Here is a 16,363-nt window from a genome sequence, read left to right as displayed (position 1 = left end):
GTCTTTCATGGGTTCGTCAAAATTTTGTAACATTTCCGGGTGATCATGTAACACTCGCTTCTCCACCAATATGTACCTTTTGGCTGCAACCTGAGTTTTCCACGCATTACTACGTTAGTTGAGTTCCATGAATACGGATGAGAAAAAAAACGACGGTACCCCGACTGCTGCAGCGGACAAGCATGGCAATCCGGCCGAATCCGGGAAGCGTTCCACTGGAGATTTGGGTAACAGGGAGGTTCAGACACTGACTCTTCAGGTCGAAGGTATGAGCTGCGCTTCCTGCGTAGCTAATGTGGAGCGGGCTTTGAAAACTGTGGATGGCGTTGCAAAGGCGGATGTTTCCCTGGCAAGTTCCGAGGCCAGGGTGGAAAGCAGCAATACGGATCTCAGCGAGATGATCAGGGTTGTGGAAAAAGCCGGGTTTTCTGCCAGGCCTTTGCAGGAATTCGGCCAAGGACCCGTTCGTGCGGCGACCCGGTCAGACGCGACCGTTGACGAGGCCGGCAACATCTCCGGCGAAAAGTCCCGTGACGGCTCTGATAAACAGGCTCCAACCCGATTCCCGGCCTCGACCGTATCGCGTTTCAAAAAGCGTTTTTGGGTGGCATTGCCACTTGCAGCACTGGTATTTCTGATGGATATGGGTCCGATGGCGGTTCCCGCATGGCACAACTGGGTGGCCGGACACCTTCAGACATGGAATATTCTGCAGATGATGCTGACGGCCGTCATCCTTTTTTATGCAGGGTCATCGTTCTTTACCGGAGCCTGGCGCTCCATGCAGCACATGACGGCCGATATGAACAGCCTGGTCGCCATCGGAACCGGCGCCGCCTTTCTGTTCAGTACCTATGCCGTGTTTTTTGGCCGCGAAGGTGGCATGGTCCAGCCCGATGAGGTTTATTTCGAAACCGCCGCGATAATTATCGCACTCATCCTGCTGGGCAAGTGGATGGAGGAACGGGCCCGGCACAGAGGCAGAGACGCCATCACCGGACTTCTGGAGCTGGCTCCGCAAAAAGCGCATCGCATGAATGGAAGTCGGATCGAAACCGTCCCGGTCAGCGAAGTTAGTGAAAAAGAGAGGCTGCTGGTAAAAGCCTGGGAGCAGATTCCGGTCGACGGAAACGTGGTTTCCGGATTTCCGAGCGTCGATGAGTCGATGATGACCGGGGAGAGCATGCCGGTTGAAAAAAAGACCGGAGACCGGGTGACCGGCGGCACCCGCAATACCTCTGCCTCCTTTGAGATGATCACATCCCATGTTGGTGCCGATACCGCCCTGGCCCGCATCATCCAAACCGTTCGAAATGCCCAGAACTCCAAACCTCCCATCCAGCGCCTGGTTGACAAGGTGGCATCCATATTTGTTCCGGTAGTGCTGGTTGTGGCGCTGGTGACCTTCCTGCTGTGGCTTTGGGCCGGGAGTCCGGCTCAGGCCATGGTGAACATGGTCGCGGTTCTGGTGATTGCCTGCCCCTGCGCGCTTGGTCTCGCTACCCCCACAGGGTTGATGGTCAGCTCTGGTCGCGCCGCTCAGAAAGGCATCCTCATCAAGGATGCGGTAACGCTGGAGGAAGCGCGCAAGGTAGACGCTGTGATGTTCGACAAGACGGGCACATTGACCACAGGCGTGATGGAGGTGGCCCGGGTGATTCCGTTTGATCGGATCCGAAGCGCGGACAACGATAGCGCGGATAACGACAGTCCGGATGACGCCAGCACCATCCCGCAGGATAAAAAGGAGCGTTCCGCAACCCGTGATGGCGATCAGCTGCTTTCCCTTGCCGCCTCGGTGGAGCGCCAGTCGGATCACCCCATTGCCGAATGCATTGTTCGCCATGCCGAGTCAAAAGGCCTGTTGCTGCAGGAGGCGGCCTTCGTTGATACCACCATGGGAGTCGGTATCACCGGGCGGGTCAACGGGCAGCAGATCGATATCGGATCCTGTTCGAATTTTGATTCCTATACGGATGAGCAAATGAAGCATATCCGGGAAGCCCAGGATCGGGGAGAAACCGTGTTGCTGGTCAGGCTGGAACAGCAGCCCGCCGGCATCATTACCGTATCCGACCAGGTGCGCCCCGAAGCGGCGGCCGTTGTAAAACGCCTGAATGCAATGGACATTGAGACGGTTATGGTTACCGGTGACCAGCGGCGCAACGCGCTTGTAGTGGCACAACGCCTGGGAATCGACAGAGTGGAGGCCGAAGTGCTCCCGGACCAGAAAGCGGAACTGGTGAAGCAGTATCAGAAACAGGGTAAGCGGGTCGCCGTCGTTGGTGACGGGATCAACGACGCCGCGGCACTGGTACAGGCCGACCTGGGTATGGCGCTTTCGGAAGGGACCGATCTTGCCCTCTCCTCTTCCGACATCACGCTTGTCGGAGGAAGCCTGGAAAAAGTGGTGGATGCGCTGTTGCTCTCGCGAGGTACCCTGCGCATCATCCGTCAGAATCTTTTCTGGGCGTTTGTTTACAATTCGCTCGGCATACCGCTGGCCGCCGCCGGTCTGCTCAGTCCCATGTTCGCCGCCTTTGCAATGGGCATGAGCTCGGTGAGCGTGGTAGCCAACAGCCTGCGTATCAGGAAAATGTAATTATCCACAATAACATTAGTGATTCTTAATAAATGGCCTGCAAGAATAATATCCCTTGAACGGATTTCTAAAAAGTTTAAAAAACTTTGACAGGGCTCGCTGTTTGATGAAAGTTTCATATATCCGGTGTAACAGTTGCAAATGAGAGGTTGAAAATGTTAAAAGAATTCATTACTTATCCACGAACTTTCAACATCATGAATGAATCGGGGAAAAGGGAATGAAGCGTTGGAAAAATCGCATTGCGGCAGTCATGATTTTCATGGCAATCGTCATCGTCTTTTTGACCGGATGAGGCGGGTGACAAGAACGACGAACATGATTTGAACGAATATGGAAAAAAAGGAGATCTTCCGCGTGGAAGGAATGAGTTGCAGCGGCTGTGCCGGAACGGTACACAGCGCCTTGATGCAGGCCGACGGTGTCAGTGATGCCCGGGTCGATCACGAACGGGGCATTGCTGAAATAACCCATTCACTTCCGACTCAGGACGTCGCCTCAATTGTTGCAGGCGCCGGCTATCGTGTTGTTGAGAAAGTGGAGCCGTGATGCCCGGTGCACTCCTGAATATTCAAAAATTCGACGTCATACAGTAATTGTGAGCTATCCGCACACATATCGGATTTCGTCAGAACCAGAATCCCGGCATAACGGTCCATTGGGAAGTACCGGATCGGTACACCGCATGTGGACCTTCCAGGCGTTTCTGATAATCGCCTTGATGATCCTCCCCCTGGATTTTCTGGCATCGGCCGACTGTTCGTTGATGAATGGGCATCTCGAACGCGAGGAGACCTCCGGCTGCTGCCCCATCTCCGGAGAGAACCAAAGCGGAACTGACACCGCGCATACGGCTTCCGATAAAGACCCGTCCTCGTGTGACCATGCGGAGTGCTTTTCCTGCATGGATTGCGGATGTTTTTTCACACCCGGTACCGGCAGTGATCAGATTCACCATAGAGTAACCACGCTGAGTGATTTCTCATCCGGACTCCGGACGACCGATTCTTTTATTTCTTACATAAACAAATATCCGGCAGTGCATAGAAAGCCGGTTTTGTCACCTCTCCCCGAATCGGTCCCTCTGTATCTGAAACACCAGGTTTTCCTGAATTGAAAACCATACCCTCAGCAGAAGCCCTCCCTGTCTGCTGATGAAATCTGCCTACAGGCATTCAGATCCTCCTGCGGCTGTCAGGATATTGTCGCATCAGGCGGCCCTTTCCACACGGTTTTTAAACAGTTCGAACTGCCCTTGGTTGATCGGACTGGTTTTGTCGCTCGTTTTGTTTTGAGCTGACCGAACAAATATGAGCTGCCCGGCCTGATCTGAATTGCCAGACCTGCTTTGAGTTGCCCGTGCTGATTAAACTTGCCCGCGCATGTTGACCATGAAGCAAATGCGTGTGCTCCTTTTTTGGGGAACATTATTGAGCATGAATATCACACTCAGCAATTATCATAGCGCCATAAGAGCACCGCTTTTCTACTAGAATCAATAGGTAGGATCCAGGTGTTGGAATTGTAGTAACCCGACAGTAGCCTAATTAAATAAAAGTGCTCCAGCCAATTTACCGGAATTTATGACATCCCGAATTCTTCGCTTTTTTCTCGAAAACAAACTGATCGCCCTGTTGCTGTTTCTCGGCCTGGCCGGGTGGGGCATCGCAACCGCCCCGTTCGACTGGGATATCGATTTCCTGCCCCGCGATCCGGTCCCGGTGGATGCCATCCCCGATATCGGTGACAACCAGCAGATCATCTTCACCGAGTGGCCCGGCCGGTCGCCGCAGGATATCGAGGATCAGATCACCTATCCGCTAACCACACAACTTCTGGGCATTCCGGGTGTACGGACTATCCGCAGCAACTCGATGTTCGGTTTCTCATCGATTAATATCATCTTTGAAGACCATATCGAATTCTACTGGAGTCGTGCCCGAATCCTCGAAAAACTGAATGCTCTTCCCGCCGACCTGCTGCCGGATGGCGTGCAGCCTGGCCTCGGTCCCGATGCAACGGCACTCGGACAGATTTTCTGGTATACGCTGGAGGGATATGATGCCGACGGCAACCCGACCGGCGGATGGGATCCCCAGGAACTCCGCTCCATTCAGGATTTCCAGGTGCGTTATGCGCTTTCCGGGGTGGAGGGCGTCGCCGAAGTGGCCAGTATCGGCGGTTTTGTAAAAGAATATCAGGTCGATATCGATCCGGTCGCCATGCGTGAGGCCGGTGTCACCGTTACCGATATCGCAGATGCCGTGCGCAGCAGCAACCTGGATGTCGGGGCAAGAACGATCGAAATGAACCGCGCCGAGTATGTGGTGCGCGGACTCGGCTATATCCAGTCGCTGGAAGATCTGGAAGAGAGTGTCGTGGCAGTGAGGGATAACACGCCCATCCGCATAAGGGATGTGGCCCATGTGGGAATGGGTCCGGCCCAGCGGCGTGGCGCCCTCGACAAAGCCGGGGCGGAAGCGGTCGGCGGCGTAGTTGTGGCCCGCTACGGCGAAAATCCGCTGGAGGTGATCCAGAATGTGAAGGAGCAGATCGAGACCATCGCCCCCGGCCTTCCGTCGAAAGAACTGGCTGACGGCACCGTGTCACAGGTGGAGATTGTGCCGTTTTATGACCGGACCGGCCTCATTTATGAAACGCTCGGCACGCTGGAGGAGGCGCTCTCACTGCAGATTCTGATTACCATCATTGTGATCATTATTATGGTGATGCATTTGCGCACCTCGCTGATTATTTCGGCGCTGTTGCCCCTTGCGGTACTCATGAGTTTCATCATGATGAAATATGTCGGGGTGGATGCCAATGTGGTGGCATTGGCCGGGATCGCGATCTCCATCGGGACGGTGGTCGATATGGGGATCATCCTCACCGAAAACATGCTCAAGCATATCGATGAGAAAGATCCGGAGGAAAACCTTCTGGAAACCATTTACCGGGCTACCGCCGAGGTGAGTCCGGCTGTGATTACCGCTCTGATGACCACGATCGTCAGCTTCCTCCCGGTCTTTATGCTGGAAGCCCAGGAAGGACGTCTGTTCGGGCCGCTGGCCTTCACCAAAACCTTCATCCTGATCGCGGCCCTGGTGATCGTCATCACCCTGATTCCCGCATTCTCCCACTGGCTGTTCTCCCGGCGGATTGACAGTCAACGGTGGCGGATAATCTGGAATGGAATACTGATTGCCGGCGGTGTGGTCATCGCCTTTGCTTATCTGGCCTGGGCGGGATTGGCCCTGATCGCCCTTGGCGCCAATAACCTGACGGGAATATGGCGGGAGGAGTACCGGCCGTGGTCACCCTGGGTCAACAACGGGATCATATTTCTGGCCGTTGCCTGGCTGCTGGCCGGAACCTGGCTGCCGCTCGGACCCGAAAATCCGGTGTCGGTCAGCCTGCTCTTCATACTGCTTATGGTGGGAGTCATTTCCGGCCTGTTCTGGCTTTTCATGAGGTACTACGAGCGTATTCTGGACTGGTCACTGAGACACAAAACCGCCTTTCTGTCCATCCCCCTGCTGATCCTGATCTTTGGAGCGATGAGTTGGCAAGGGTTTGACTCCACGTTCCGGTTTGCGGCAAAAGGGTGGAATGCGATTGGTGTGGAAATCCAGGAAACCCGTCTCTGGTCGGCCGCCGACGAACGTTTTCCGGGACTGGGACAGGAGTTTATGCCGACTCTTGACGAAGGCTCATTTCTGTTGATGCCGACGACCATGCCGCACGCCGGCATAGAAGAGACCCTGCAGATGATGCGCGAGATGGACATGCGGATCGCCTCCATTCCCGAAGTGGAGACCGTGGTCGGCAAGATAGGACGGGTGGAATCGGCCCTGGATCCGGCTCCGATCTCCATGTTCGAAAATGTGATCATATATAAAAGCGAATACAAATCGGACGAACGCGGGCGCCGGATACGATTCAAAGTGGAAAACGGTGAGTTTGTCCGCGATGATGACGGAAACCTGATTCCGGACCGCCGTGGCCGCTATTACCGGCAATGGCGCGATCATATCCAGGATCAGGACGATATCTGGACCGAGATCCTGCACGCGGGTGATCTTCCGGGGGTCACATCCGCCCCGAAACTTCAGCCGATTGAAACCAGGCTGATTATGCTGCAGACGGGTATGCGTGCTAATATGGGTGTGCGGATCAGCGGGCCCGACCTGGAGACCATCGACGAGTTTGCGACCAGCCTTGAACCGGTAATTCGGGAGGTGGACGGAGTGCGTCCCGCTTCGGTTTTTGCCGATCGTGTCGTTGGAAAACCGTACATCGAAATTGACATTGACCGCCGGGAAATTGCACGGCACGGACTGACCATCCGTAGTGTGCAGGAAGTCATCAGCACCGCGATTGGCGGCCAGATGCTGGGAATGACGGTGGAAGGCCGTGAACGGTATCCCCTCCGGGTCCGCTATGCCAGGGAATACCGGAACAATCCGGACGAAATGAAACGGATTCTGGTTCCGGCCCCGGACGGTTCCCAGATACCGCTGGGACAGCTGGCTGAGATCCGTTTCGAGACCGGACCGATGAACATTCGAAGCGAGAACACCTTCCTAAACGCCTACGTCACATTCGACAGTCAGCCGGGCGAAGCGCCGGTGGATGTGGTCAACCGGGTGAGAGATCATTTTGATCAGCAGATCAGCGAGGGCAGTCTCAATGTTCCCGACGGCATCAGTTATGTGTTCGAAGGTGAGTTCCGCAATCAGCAGCGGGCGGCCGAACGGCTGTCGGTGGTTCTGCCGATCACACTATTGATCATCTTCCTGATTATCTACTTCCAGTTCCGCTCCTCGCCGGTCACCATCATTGTGTTTTCCGGGATTGTCCTGGTCTGGGCGGGAGGATTCATTCTGCTCTGGCTCTACGGAGAAAACTGGTTTTTTAATTTCTCCGTCATGGGGGTGGAACTCCGCGAATTTTTTCAGATGGGAGCGATCAATATGAGTGTGGCGGTCTGGGTCGGATTCCTGGCCTTGTTCGGTATCGCCGTGGATAACGGCGTGGTCATGGCCACCTATCTGGAGCAGCTGTTTGAGCGGAAAAGGCCGCATGACAGGGAAACGGTGTATGCAACGGCGATCGAAGCCGGCATGCGCAGGGTGCGGCCCTGTCTGATGACCACCGGTACGACACTGCTTGCCCTGATGCCGATCCTCACTTCCCCCGGAAAAGGATCGGAAATCATGATCCCGATGGCGATCCCCATTTTTGGCGGCATGCTGATCCAGGTGCTGAGTCTGCTGCTGGTACCGCTGCTGTACGCCTTGTGGAAAGAAAAAAGCCTGAATTTTAACCCCGAAAGTCATAAAAGCTCATGATTGAAATCAATAACACTCAAGAACAAACAAGGGTGATACGGGCAGCCGGGTGGATGGCCGGTCTTACAGGCTTGTTGCAAACCCGGCCGGCCGGTTTTCGGAAGAGCGGTCCAGCCGGATGTATGCGGATCGTGCGGACCAGCTCGATATCGGTCGGTGCGTCCGGATTTTTCGGGAAATTCGGTATGACCGTTATGATAATTGCGATGGTGGCTTTGGCCGGATCATCGGCCCGGGCACAGGATCACCCGGAACAGCAAATCGGTCCGTCGCCTCATCCGCAACTTGAGGAATACCTCCGTATTGCCGCAGAAGAGAATCCGGAACTGCGCGCACTTTGGCACCGCTACCGTTCGGAACAGGAAAAAGTTTTTCAGGTAGGAGCATTGCCCGATCCCGAAGTGAGCATCGGGTACGATTTTAATCCGATGATGTCGGAAACGGTTCTCGGCCGTTTTTCGATCTCCGCCATGCAGATGTTCCCCTGGTTCGGAACCCTGGAGTCACGGCGTGAGATGCAGCGGGCGTCATCGGAGGCGGACCTGCAGCAGTTGAACAGCCGGCAACTGGAGCTGTATCGCGATATCCGGACGGTATGGTTTGAGCTTTCAGAGCTGCAGCGACAGATTGAAATCGCCGAAGAGACGATTGGTCTGGTTCGTGATCTGGAGACCCTCGTGGAAGTTCGCTATGAGACCGCACGTACCGGTCAGGCTGATTTGCTTCGCATCCAGATGGAAGAGCAGCGGCTGCAAACCATGATCGCGAACCTGACGGACCGGAAGAACCCGTTAAGAGCGCGCTTCAATTCCCTGCTAAACCGGGATTCCGATGCGGTAGTACGGACGGCATCGGAGATCGGATCACGGCCGCTTCCCTATACGGAAGAAGCATTAAAAGCAAGGCTGCTGGAGCAGAATCCCCGGTTTGACCAACTTGATGCACGGGAGCGCATGCTTCGCGAACAGCAAAATCAGGCCCGACTTGACGGTCGTCCAAGTTTTGGGCTTGGATTGGAGGTGATGGGCAGAGATTTCGGACCGATGTCCATGGATCCCGACATGAAAGAGGGTTTTGTCGGGATGGCGACCATTCGGGTACCGCTCTATCGGTCACGCTACAGCGCGCAGAACCGCCAGGCCACCGAGCAGTTGCAGGGCCTGGACTATGAACGCATCCACACAAAAAACACACTGCTTACCGAGCTGGAAGAATCGCTCGAGCGCTACCGGGAATCGGGGCGATCCATTCGGTTGCTTACGGATGAGCTGATTCCCAGGGCGGAACAGGCATATGCGATTCTGGGCGATGAATATGCCGCCGGTAATGCACGATTTGATGAAGTGCTTCAAATGCAACGCGAGCTGCTGGACCTGGAACTGCAGCGCATAGAAGCGCTGGTTCGGCAGAACAAGGCGGTCATCCGGATTGAAAGCATCACGGAAAATGAAAGAATCACCAGTTTCAACACAACATCCCAATAGGTACACAACCTGTCGATACATTTTTTTCAATACATAATCATAGCAAAATGACACTTACAAGAAATCAGATACTTATCGGAGTGGGGCTGGTCCTGGCGGGATTGCTGCTCGGCTGGATCCTGTTCTCGGGCACGGCAGATCACGATCATGATCAGGATGGCCATGTACACACGCACGACCATGAGATGGCGGGATCGGCGCAAAACGGTGAGGAAGTGTGGACCTGCTCCATGCACCCGTCCGTTCGGGAAGATGGTCCGGGTCAGTGCCCGATTTGCGGTATGGATCTCATTCCGGCCTCTTCTGAAGAACGGGAAGATGACTATTCCATGGTGATGACCGAATCGGCCATTCAGCTGGCAAATATCCAAACCGTGCCCGTCCGGTATGATACGCCGGTCAAGGAAGTAACCTTGCCGGGCCGTGTGAAGGTCGACGAACGCCGCATCACCAACATAACCACCCACTTTCCCGGCCGGATTATTGAAGCCAAAATAAATTTCACAGGGGCGGTTATCCGAAAAGGAGAACCCATGGCTACGGTCTATTCACCGGAGCTTGTGACCGCACAGCGGGAGCTGTTGGAAGCGGCACGGCAGCGTGACCGCAACCCCCGGCTCTATGAAGCGGCCCGGCAGAAATTTCGCCTGTGGGAGTTCAGCAGCGAACAGATAGACGCGATCATTGAGCACGGCGGAGTGCAGCGGGAAATGGAAATTCTGTCGCCGGTTGACGGGATTGTACTCAGGCGCAATGTGGCCGATGAGCAGTATATCGCGGAAGGAACGATCATCTACGAAGTGGCCAACCTGGAGTCACTCTGGGTTGTGCTTGAAGCATACGAAGAGGATCTCGGGTGGATTTCTATCGGAGATGAGGTTTCATTTACAAGCCGGGCAAATCCCGGAGATACGCGAACCGCGACCGTCAGTTACATCGATCCGGTAGTCAACCCATCCAGCCGTACGGTCGGAATCCGGGCAGATATCGAAAATGCCGATGGTCGCCTTAAGCCGGATATGCTGGTGTCGGGAAAGGTCCGGGCAGAGCTGGCTGAGCAGAAGTTGATGGTGCCGGCCTCCTCGGTACTCTGGACCGGTCCGCGATCCCTTGTCTACATTCGTGATCACAGCGCCGATGTGCCCCGGTTTGAAGTCCGGGAAGTTGAACTGGGTCCGCGTGCAGGTGATTATTTTGTGATTGAGGATGGTGTCGGTGAAGGTGAGGATGTTGTCTTTCACGGTGCGTTTCGTATTGACAGCGAATTCCAGCTGGCCGACCGGTTCAGTATGATGAACCGTGAGCCGGGAACCGGTGCCGTGCCGGTGCACAATCACGGGACGATGGAGAGTCGTGACGATCCGGCGACGAATCATAATGGCCACGCCGATCCGGCCGATACGGAGCAAGACGACCACGACCTGCATGAGCACGGAGATGCGGTTGACGGTGCCACCGATGATTTCCGGGATGATTTTCTGACGCTGCTGGATCATTACCTGGAAGGAAAGGAAGCGTTTGTCGCATCCGATTTCGAAGGTGCCCGTGAGGCTTTTCAGCGCACGGCCGATGCATTGGAGTCCGTCGGCCTGCACCGGATGCAAGGTGATGCACACATGCGCTGGATGGATCAGCATGAAGCAATAGAAGGACACCTGGAGCACATTTTGGGGGCCGATGACATCGAAGGGCAGCGAGAGGGATTTGCCATGCTTTCGCACATACTCATCGAGGCCGTTCATAATTATGAAATCCCCGGATTGCTCTATCATCAATACTGTCCGATGGTGGACGAGTCCTGGCTGAGTAGCGAAGAGGAAATCGCGAATCCCTATGACCCGAACATGCTGCGCTGCGGCGAGGTGGTCGAGCGAATCGAGCATTAATGATTGGGTAATGTGGCAGAAGCGCTGTTGAAATGGAACGGGTGCTTCTGCCAAAACCCTCCAATATAAAAGGTGATTGCGATGGAGAGAACCCTAACATTATCGAAGTGTTATATAAATGAAAGTACCAAATGATGCATGTTTGAAGCTCGGCAAAACGCCGGATTGATCGTAAATAAATCCAAAGCGGAGTTATCTATGGGTACAAAACATCAGAATCACGAAGATCATAAGAAGGATCACGGAGACCACAAACGCCACGCTCAGCACCGAAGTCATGGTGGACATGGACACGATCAGAAGAGTCATGGAGAACACAGCGGTCACAGTAACCACGAACATCACGATCATGGCCAACATGATCACAGTGGCCACAAAGAGCACGACCACCACGACCACGGACATGAACACCACAGCCACGACCATGGGCACGATCACCACGCGCATCACGCCGCCATGGTCGAAGATTTCAAATTCCGTTTTTGGTGGGTGCTGGCATTGACCATCCCGATTCTCGGCCTGTCACCCATGATCCAGGAGTTTCTCGGTGTGGACTGGCGTTTTTCCGGAGATACCTGGCTGCTGGCGGCATTATCGTCTGTCGTTTACTTCTTCGGCGGATGGCCGTTTCTGTCCGGCCTGGTGAGTGAGCTGCGTCAAAAACTGCCGGGGATGATGACATTGATCGGACTCGCCATCTCTGTCGCCTTCTTCTATAGCATTTTTGTGGTGTTCGGCCTGGAAGGGCACCTGCTTTTCTGGGAGCTTTCCACCCTGGTTGCGATTATGCTGCTGGGCCACTGGATCGAAATGCGTTCGGTGATGAGCGCATCGGCCGCACTGGAGAAACTGGCTGAGCTTCTGCCGGGCAAGGCACACCGGGTCAATGAGGACGGATCGACCGAAGACGTGCCCGTGGAAGATCTGAAAACCGGAGATCATATCCTCATCAAACCCGGAGAAAAAATTCCGGCCGACGGCATCGTGATCGAGGGCAGTACCAATGTCAACGAAGCGATGCTGACCGGCGAATCCCTCCCGGTTGAAAAGAAAAAAGATGACGAGGTGATTGGCGGTGCGGTGAATGAGGAAGGGTCCATTACCGTGAAAATCCACAAAACCGGCGATGAATCATTCCTTTCGCAGGTTATCGGCCTGGTGCGCCAGGCACAGGAAAGCAAATCGAAAACACAGGATCTGGCAAACCGGGCGGCTTTTTGGCTTACTCTGGTTGCGATTTTCGGGGGGGTACTGACGTTCTTCGCCTGGACACTCTTCACCGGCCAGGAGCTTAATTTCGCGATCAACCGAACCGTAACGGTCATGGTCATCGCCTGTCCACATGCATTGGGACTGGCGATTCCACTGGTGGTCTCCGTCTCCACATCACTGGCTGCGACCAACGGATTTCTGATCCGGAACCGTACCGCGTTCGAACTTGCCCGCAACCTGGATGCCGTAATTTTCGATAAAACCGGGACATTGACCGAAGGCACCTTCACCGTCACCGATATCCTGAATTTCAATGATCAGGTTAGTGACGATGAGCTTCTGAATTATGCCGCCGCGGTAGAGGCCCACTCGGAGCATCCGATAGCGCGGGGAATTGTCCAGAAAGCGGGTGATCAGTGGAAGGTGGAGAATTTCAATTCCATCACCGGAAAAGGGGTGGAAGGAGATGTGAACGGCCGGTCGGTGAAGGTAGTCAGCCCGGGGTATGTTCGCGATGAAAAGATGGACTATCCGCAAGATCAGGTCGAGGAGATTTCGTCGCAAGGCAAGACGGTTGTTTTTGTGATTCTCGACGCAAAACTGGAAGGTGCCGTGGCGCTGGGAGATGAGATTCGATCCGAGTCCCGTCAGGCCGTCAGCCGGCTGCACGACATGGGAATTCAATGTGTGATGCTCACCGGGGACAACCGTCAGACTGCGGAATATGTGGCGAAGGAGCTGGGCATCGATCAGGTGTTTGCCGAGGTGCTCCCGGATGAAAAAGCGGACAAGGTAAAAGAGGTCCAAAGCCAGGGAAAAACGGTGGCAATGACCGGTGATGGTGTAAATGACGCGCCGGCTCTGGCCAGTGCGGATGTGGGTATTGCGATCGGAGCCGGGTCTGATGTCGCCGTAGAGACCGGCGATATCGTTTTGGTGCGCAACAATCCGGAAGATGTCGCTCATGTGATACAGCTTTCGAAGGCGACCTACGGCAAGATGGTGCAGAACCTGTTCTGGGCGACCGGATACAACGTGGTAGCGATACCGCTCGCGGCTGGTGTATTGTTTGCCTGGGGTGTTGTATTGAGTCCGGCAGTAGGAGCTGTACTGATGTCTCTCAGTACCGTCATAGTCGCGATCAACGCGCGATTTATAAAGCTGGATTCGTAAACCGGCAGAGGCCGGCTTCAAACAATCAGATAATACCGGTAAAATTATCTTGAAATATATGAAGCTAAACGGACCCTGGCCGCCCAAACCACGCACGAGAAAAACAATTTTTTCAACAACATGAAAAAAATCTATTTTCCATATTTTCGTTCTCACATGGAAAGCGATCACCATAAACCAGATAAACCAGAAGGCAAGTCAATGTATAAAGTATCCATGTTAGCGGGAATCACACTGCTGGTTTTCGCCTGCGGCAACGAAGAGCATCACCATGCACATGACGCCGAAGCCCCGTCCGAAATGCAAAACCAGCAGCCGGGAAATGGAGCTGCAAATATCGGCGATTCGGAAACGGTTGTTTCCCCCGAAGCCATGGCCGTATTTGATGAAGTGCTGGAGTCCTATTTGCGTGTTTCGGAGGCACTGACAGCATCGGATCCGGAGACGGCAGCAGAACACTCGGAACAGATGAATGGTCATGTCCGCAATTTCATGCAGCAGGAGTTCGAGCCCGCCATACGTGCCGAACTGGGGTTATGGGGTGTTGATCTGCTGGAAGCAAGCGATCACATTGGTTCAGGGTCGGATGTTGAAGAGCAGCGGAAGGCGTTTCTGGATCTGTCCGATACGATGATTGCCATGGTGGATGCAATCGGGCACAGCCGAAACGCCCTTTACCATCAGCGGTGTCCGATGGTCAACGGTGGAAACGGCGACTGGCTGAGTACCGAGGAGCGGATTTGGAATCCCTACCACGGAGACCGCATGATGCACTGCGGATCAACCATCCGCAGTTTGTAGGCAGGGATCAGCCGGTCGGAGAATTTCCGTTTGCTGGCCGTTATGATTTGATTGCGGTTCCTGGTGTACAGCCGCCAGAGAGCCGTTCGCCCCTGGAACTGCCATTGGAGGCCGCAACCGGTACTACAAATCCGCCAGTAATTCCCGCATGTTTTCTTTCCAGAGCTCATCATCGCTGGTAACAATCTCCTGCTCCAGACCTTGTCGGAGCACCCGCTCTGCTTCGGCTTCTTCGCCGATGGTCAGCAGAAACTCCGCTTTATCGTGATAATAGAGGATAAAGTGGGAATCAATTTCCAGTGCTTTCCGGAAGGCTTCCCGTGCGGTGTCGTTACTGGCCCCTTCGGGAGCGCCGCCAAACAGGGCGTTTGCGGCAAGACGTTCCAGGCGCGACAGGTTGGCGGCACGGTGATGCCAGTTGCCAAGCACATTCCAGGCCCGTGAATACTCGGGATCCAGCTCCACCGCCTTCTCCGCATGTTCGCGGATTTCCGTGGAGAGGCGGAGGCGCTCTCGGGCTCCGACACTCTGTGCCTTTCGGCCAACCGCCGCAGCGTACGCGAAATGAGCGCCTGCCCGGTCGGGATGGGCATCAATCAGGCGCCTGGCATACTCAAACGCACTTTCGTAATGCGCCTCCATGTCTCTGCTCCGGCTTTGCCGGTATCCGATCGATGTGTGAAGCATCACCACATTCCAGAGGGCTTCAAAATGGGTCTCGTCCTCTTCCAGCACCAAGACAAAAGCCTCCAGCGCTTCCTCATCGCGGAATGCATCCTTCAGCTCGAATGCGTGTTCCAGTTTATCATCGACTTGCAACAGCTTGGAAGCGGCGCTCGGGGCTGCGGCAACTGCCGGAGTGGACATCCCGCCGAGGCAGAAAATAATAAGAAGGCAAGCTGACAGAAACGGTGCCGAAGAGAATCCGCTGCAGGTAAAGTGGGAGGATTCGTTGTTGGACATGGTTGGATGGATTAAGGTGTCGGGGACCCGGGTTTCAATAACGGTTCAGGCAAATTGAACCCCGGGATTTCAGTAATCAGGCATGGCCACGTTGATGTTCCGATAGGTGGCAGGAACAGAAAAAAGTCCCGGATCCAGCCTGTTCTCTTCAATATGCTGCAAAACGATTTCAACGGTGTTGCTTTCATCCTTGTAGTAAATGGCAAATGGGAAAAGCCCCTCAGAAAGATCCTGATCCAGCAATCGGGCGGGGATGTATTTTCCGAAATCGGGAAACCGGAAGTGGCCGTAGCGCCTGGAATCGGCCGGTGACCAGAAACGGATCTCACCACCGTCTTCAGTTACAAGATAGTACTCGGTGTTTTCAACGCCTGCTATCTCCTGCCGGTTCTGTGTCGGAACAAACTGCACCAGGTTCTCTACAAATGGTTCTCCGTGCTCCGCGACGGTGGCAAACTCGAGCTCGGAATAGGCCTGGATTTCATCAATCAGAACGATTACCCGTTTCTCTTCCGGAGAAATCAAAAGCTTCAGGGTCCCGCCCCACTGCCGGTCCTCTATTTCAATCCGTACCAGGCCATTTCTGATCTGGTAGGTGAAGTTTTGCTGCATGTCGTTGATATACAGCGAATAATGGAGTGTTCCCTCAAAAAGGGTATCCGGTTGTGCCGCGGGCAGGGTCAGGAAAGGGGGGGATGTGCCATGTTTGCCGGAGGACGCTCCTTTCGGCCCGGCCGCAAAACCGATACTGAATGCGGCTGTGAGCAAGAGGGTGGCGAATGCGATGAAAAACCGCTTGTCCGGCATGGGTATGGATGGTTATTATGACTCCTGCATGCGAGTTCGTATCCGGCCGGGTTCCGGAAACCGGCAAAAAACGGGCGGCTTGTC

The 16,363-nt window shown here is 54.6% G+C and carries 10 protein-coding genes; 7 read left to right on the top strand and 3 right to left on the bottom strand.

Annotated elements, in window-relative coordinates; translation table 11 throughout:
- Window positions 1–127: 127 nt before the first annotated feature.
- Together QA596_11785 and QA596_11780 are read left to right on the top strand one after the other, a co-directional pair.
- Window positions 128–2,602, top strand: a complete 2,475-nt coding sequence (locus QA596_11785; protein MDG5768144.1) for a heavy metal translocating P-type ATPase — start codon at window positions 128–130, stop codon at window positions 2,600–2,602.
- Between the two features lie 333 nt (window positions 2,603–2,935).
- Window positions 2,936–3,151, top strand: a complete 216-nt coding sequence (locus tag QA596_11780) for a heavy metal-associated domain-containing protein (protein ID MDG5768143.1) — start codon at window positions 2,936–2,938, stop codon at window positions 3,149–3,151.
- 79 nt (window positions 3,152–3,230) lie between these two features.
- Here QA596_11780 and QA596_11775 read toward each other — a convergent pair whose 3' ends face one another.
- Entirely contained in the window at window positions 3,231–3,488 is a 258-nt protein-coding gene (locus tag QA596_11775; protein MDG5768142.1) for a hypothetical protein, read from the bottom strand.
- Between the two features lie 697 nt (window positions 3,489–4,185).
- Between QA596_11775 and QA596_11770 the strand changes: the two genes are divergently transcribed.
- From QA596_11770 to QA596_11750, 5 genes are all read left to right on the top strand, one after another.
- On the top strand, window positions 4,186–7,953 hold the full coding sequence (locus tag QA596_11770; GenBank protein MDG5768141.1) for an efflux RND transporter permease subunit: 3,768 nt from the start codon (window positions 4,186–4,188) through the stop codon (window positions 7,951–7,953).
- Window positions 7,954–8,138: 185 nt separating this feature from the next.
- Complete coding sequence (locus QA596_11765; protein ID MDG5768140.1) at window positions 8,139–9,437, top strand: TolC family protein; 1,299 nt, start codon at window positions 8,139–8,141, stop codon at window positions 9,435–9,437.
- A 47-nt stretch (window positions 9,438–9,484) separates the two neighbouring features.
- The gene (locus QA596_11760) at window positions 9,485–11,323 is read left to right on the top strand and encodes an efflux RND transporter periplasmic adaptor subunit (protein MDG5768139.1); all 1,839 of its coding nucleotides are present in this window, start codon (window positions 9,485–9,487) and stop codon (window positions 11,321–11,323) included.
- 198 nt (window positions 11,324–11,521) lie between these two features.
- The gene (locus QA596_11755; GenBank protein ID MDG5768138.1) at window positions 11,522–13,708 is read left to right on the top strand and encodes a copper-translocating P-type ATPase; all 2,187 of its coding nucleotides are present in this window, start codon (window positions 11,522–11,524) and stop codon (window positions 13,706–13,708) included.
- 201 nt (window positions 13,709–13,909) lie between these two features.
- Window positions 13,910–14,509: a DUF3347 domain-containing protein gene (locus QA596_11750; GenBank protein ID MDG5768137.1), complete on the top strand. Its 600-nt coding sequence runs from the start codon at window positions 13,910–13,912 to the stop codon at window positions 14,507–14,509.
- Window positions 14,510–14,632: 123 nt separating this feature from the next.
- On the opposite strand, the gene QA596_11745 is transcribed toward QA596_11750, so the two are convergent.
- Both QA596_11745 and QA596_11740 read right to left on the bottom strand, forming a co-directional pair.
- Entirely contained in the window at window positions 14,633–15,472 is an 840-nt protein-coding gene (locus tag QA596_11745) for a hypothetical protein (protein ID MDG5768136.1), read from the bottom strand.
- A 69-nt stretch (window positions 15,473–15,541) separates the two neighbouring features.
- Window positions 15,542–16,279 carry a DUF4412 domain-containing protein gene (locus tag QA596_11740; protein MDG5768135.1) on the bottom strand — a complete coding sequence of 246 codons (738 nt, stop codon included), beginning with the start codon at window positions 16,277–16,279 and terminating at the stop codon, window positions 15,542–15,544.
- Window positions 16,280–16,363 lie beyond the last annotated feature (84 nt).

Source organism: Balneolales bacterium ANBcel1 (genome assembly GCA_029688905.1).
Lineage (GTDB): Bacteria > Bacteroidota > Rhodothermia > Balneolales > Natronogracilivirgulaceae > SLLW01.
This window is presented reverse-complemented; position numbering and strand designations above follow the sequence as displayed.

What these genes read in the sequence shown, in the direction of transcription:
- QA596_11785 (MDG5768144.1), top strand. Translation starts at nt 128, where the DNA reads ATGAATACGGATGAGAAAAAAAACGACGGTACCCCGACTGCTGCAGCG.
- QA596_11780 (MDG5768143.1), top strand. Translation starts at nt 2,936, where the DNA reads ATGGAAAAAAAGGAGATCTTCCGCGTGGAAGGAATGAGTTGCAGCGGC.
- QA596_11775 (MDG5768142.1), bottom strand. Translation starts at nt 3,488, where the DNA reads ATGGTCACACGAGGACGGGTCTTTATCGGAAGCCGTATGCGCGGTGTC.
- QA596_11770 (MDG5768141.1), top strand. Translation starts at nt 4,186, where the DNA reads ATGACATCCCGAATTCTTCGCTTTTTTCTCGAAAACAAACTGATCGCC.
- QA596_11765 (MDG5768140.1), top strand. Translation starts at nt 8,139, where the DNA reads ATGACCGTTATGATAATTGCGATGGTGGCTTTGGCCGGATCATCGGCC.
- QA596_11760 (MDG5768139.1), top strand. Translation starts at nt 9,485, where the DNA reads ATGACACTTACAAGAAATCAGATACTTATCGGAGTGGGGCTGGTCCTG.
- QA596_11755 (MDG5768138.1), top strand. Translation starts at nt 11,522, where the DNA reads ATGGGTACAAAACATCAGAATCACGAAGATCATAAGAAGGATCACGGA.
- QA596_11750 (MDG5768137.1), top strand. Translation starts at nt 13,910, where the DNA reads ATGTATAAAGTATCCATGTTAGCGGGAATCACACTGCTGGTTTTCGCC.
- QA596_11745 (MDG5768136.1), bottom strand. Translation starts at nt 15,472, where the DNA reads ATGTCCAACAACGAATCCTCCCACTTTACCTGCAGCGGATTCTCTTCG.
- QA596_11740 (MDG5768135.1), bottom strand. Translation starts at nt 16,279, where the DNA reads ATGCCGGACAAGCGGTTTTTCATCGCATTCGCCACCCTCTTGCTCACA.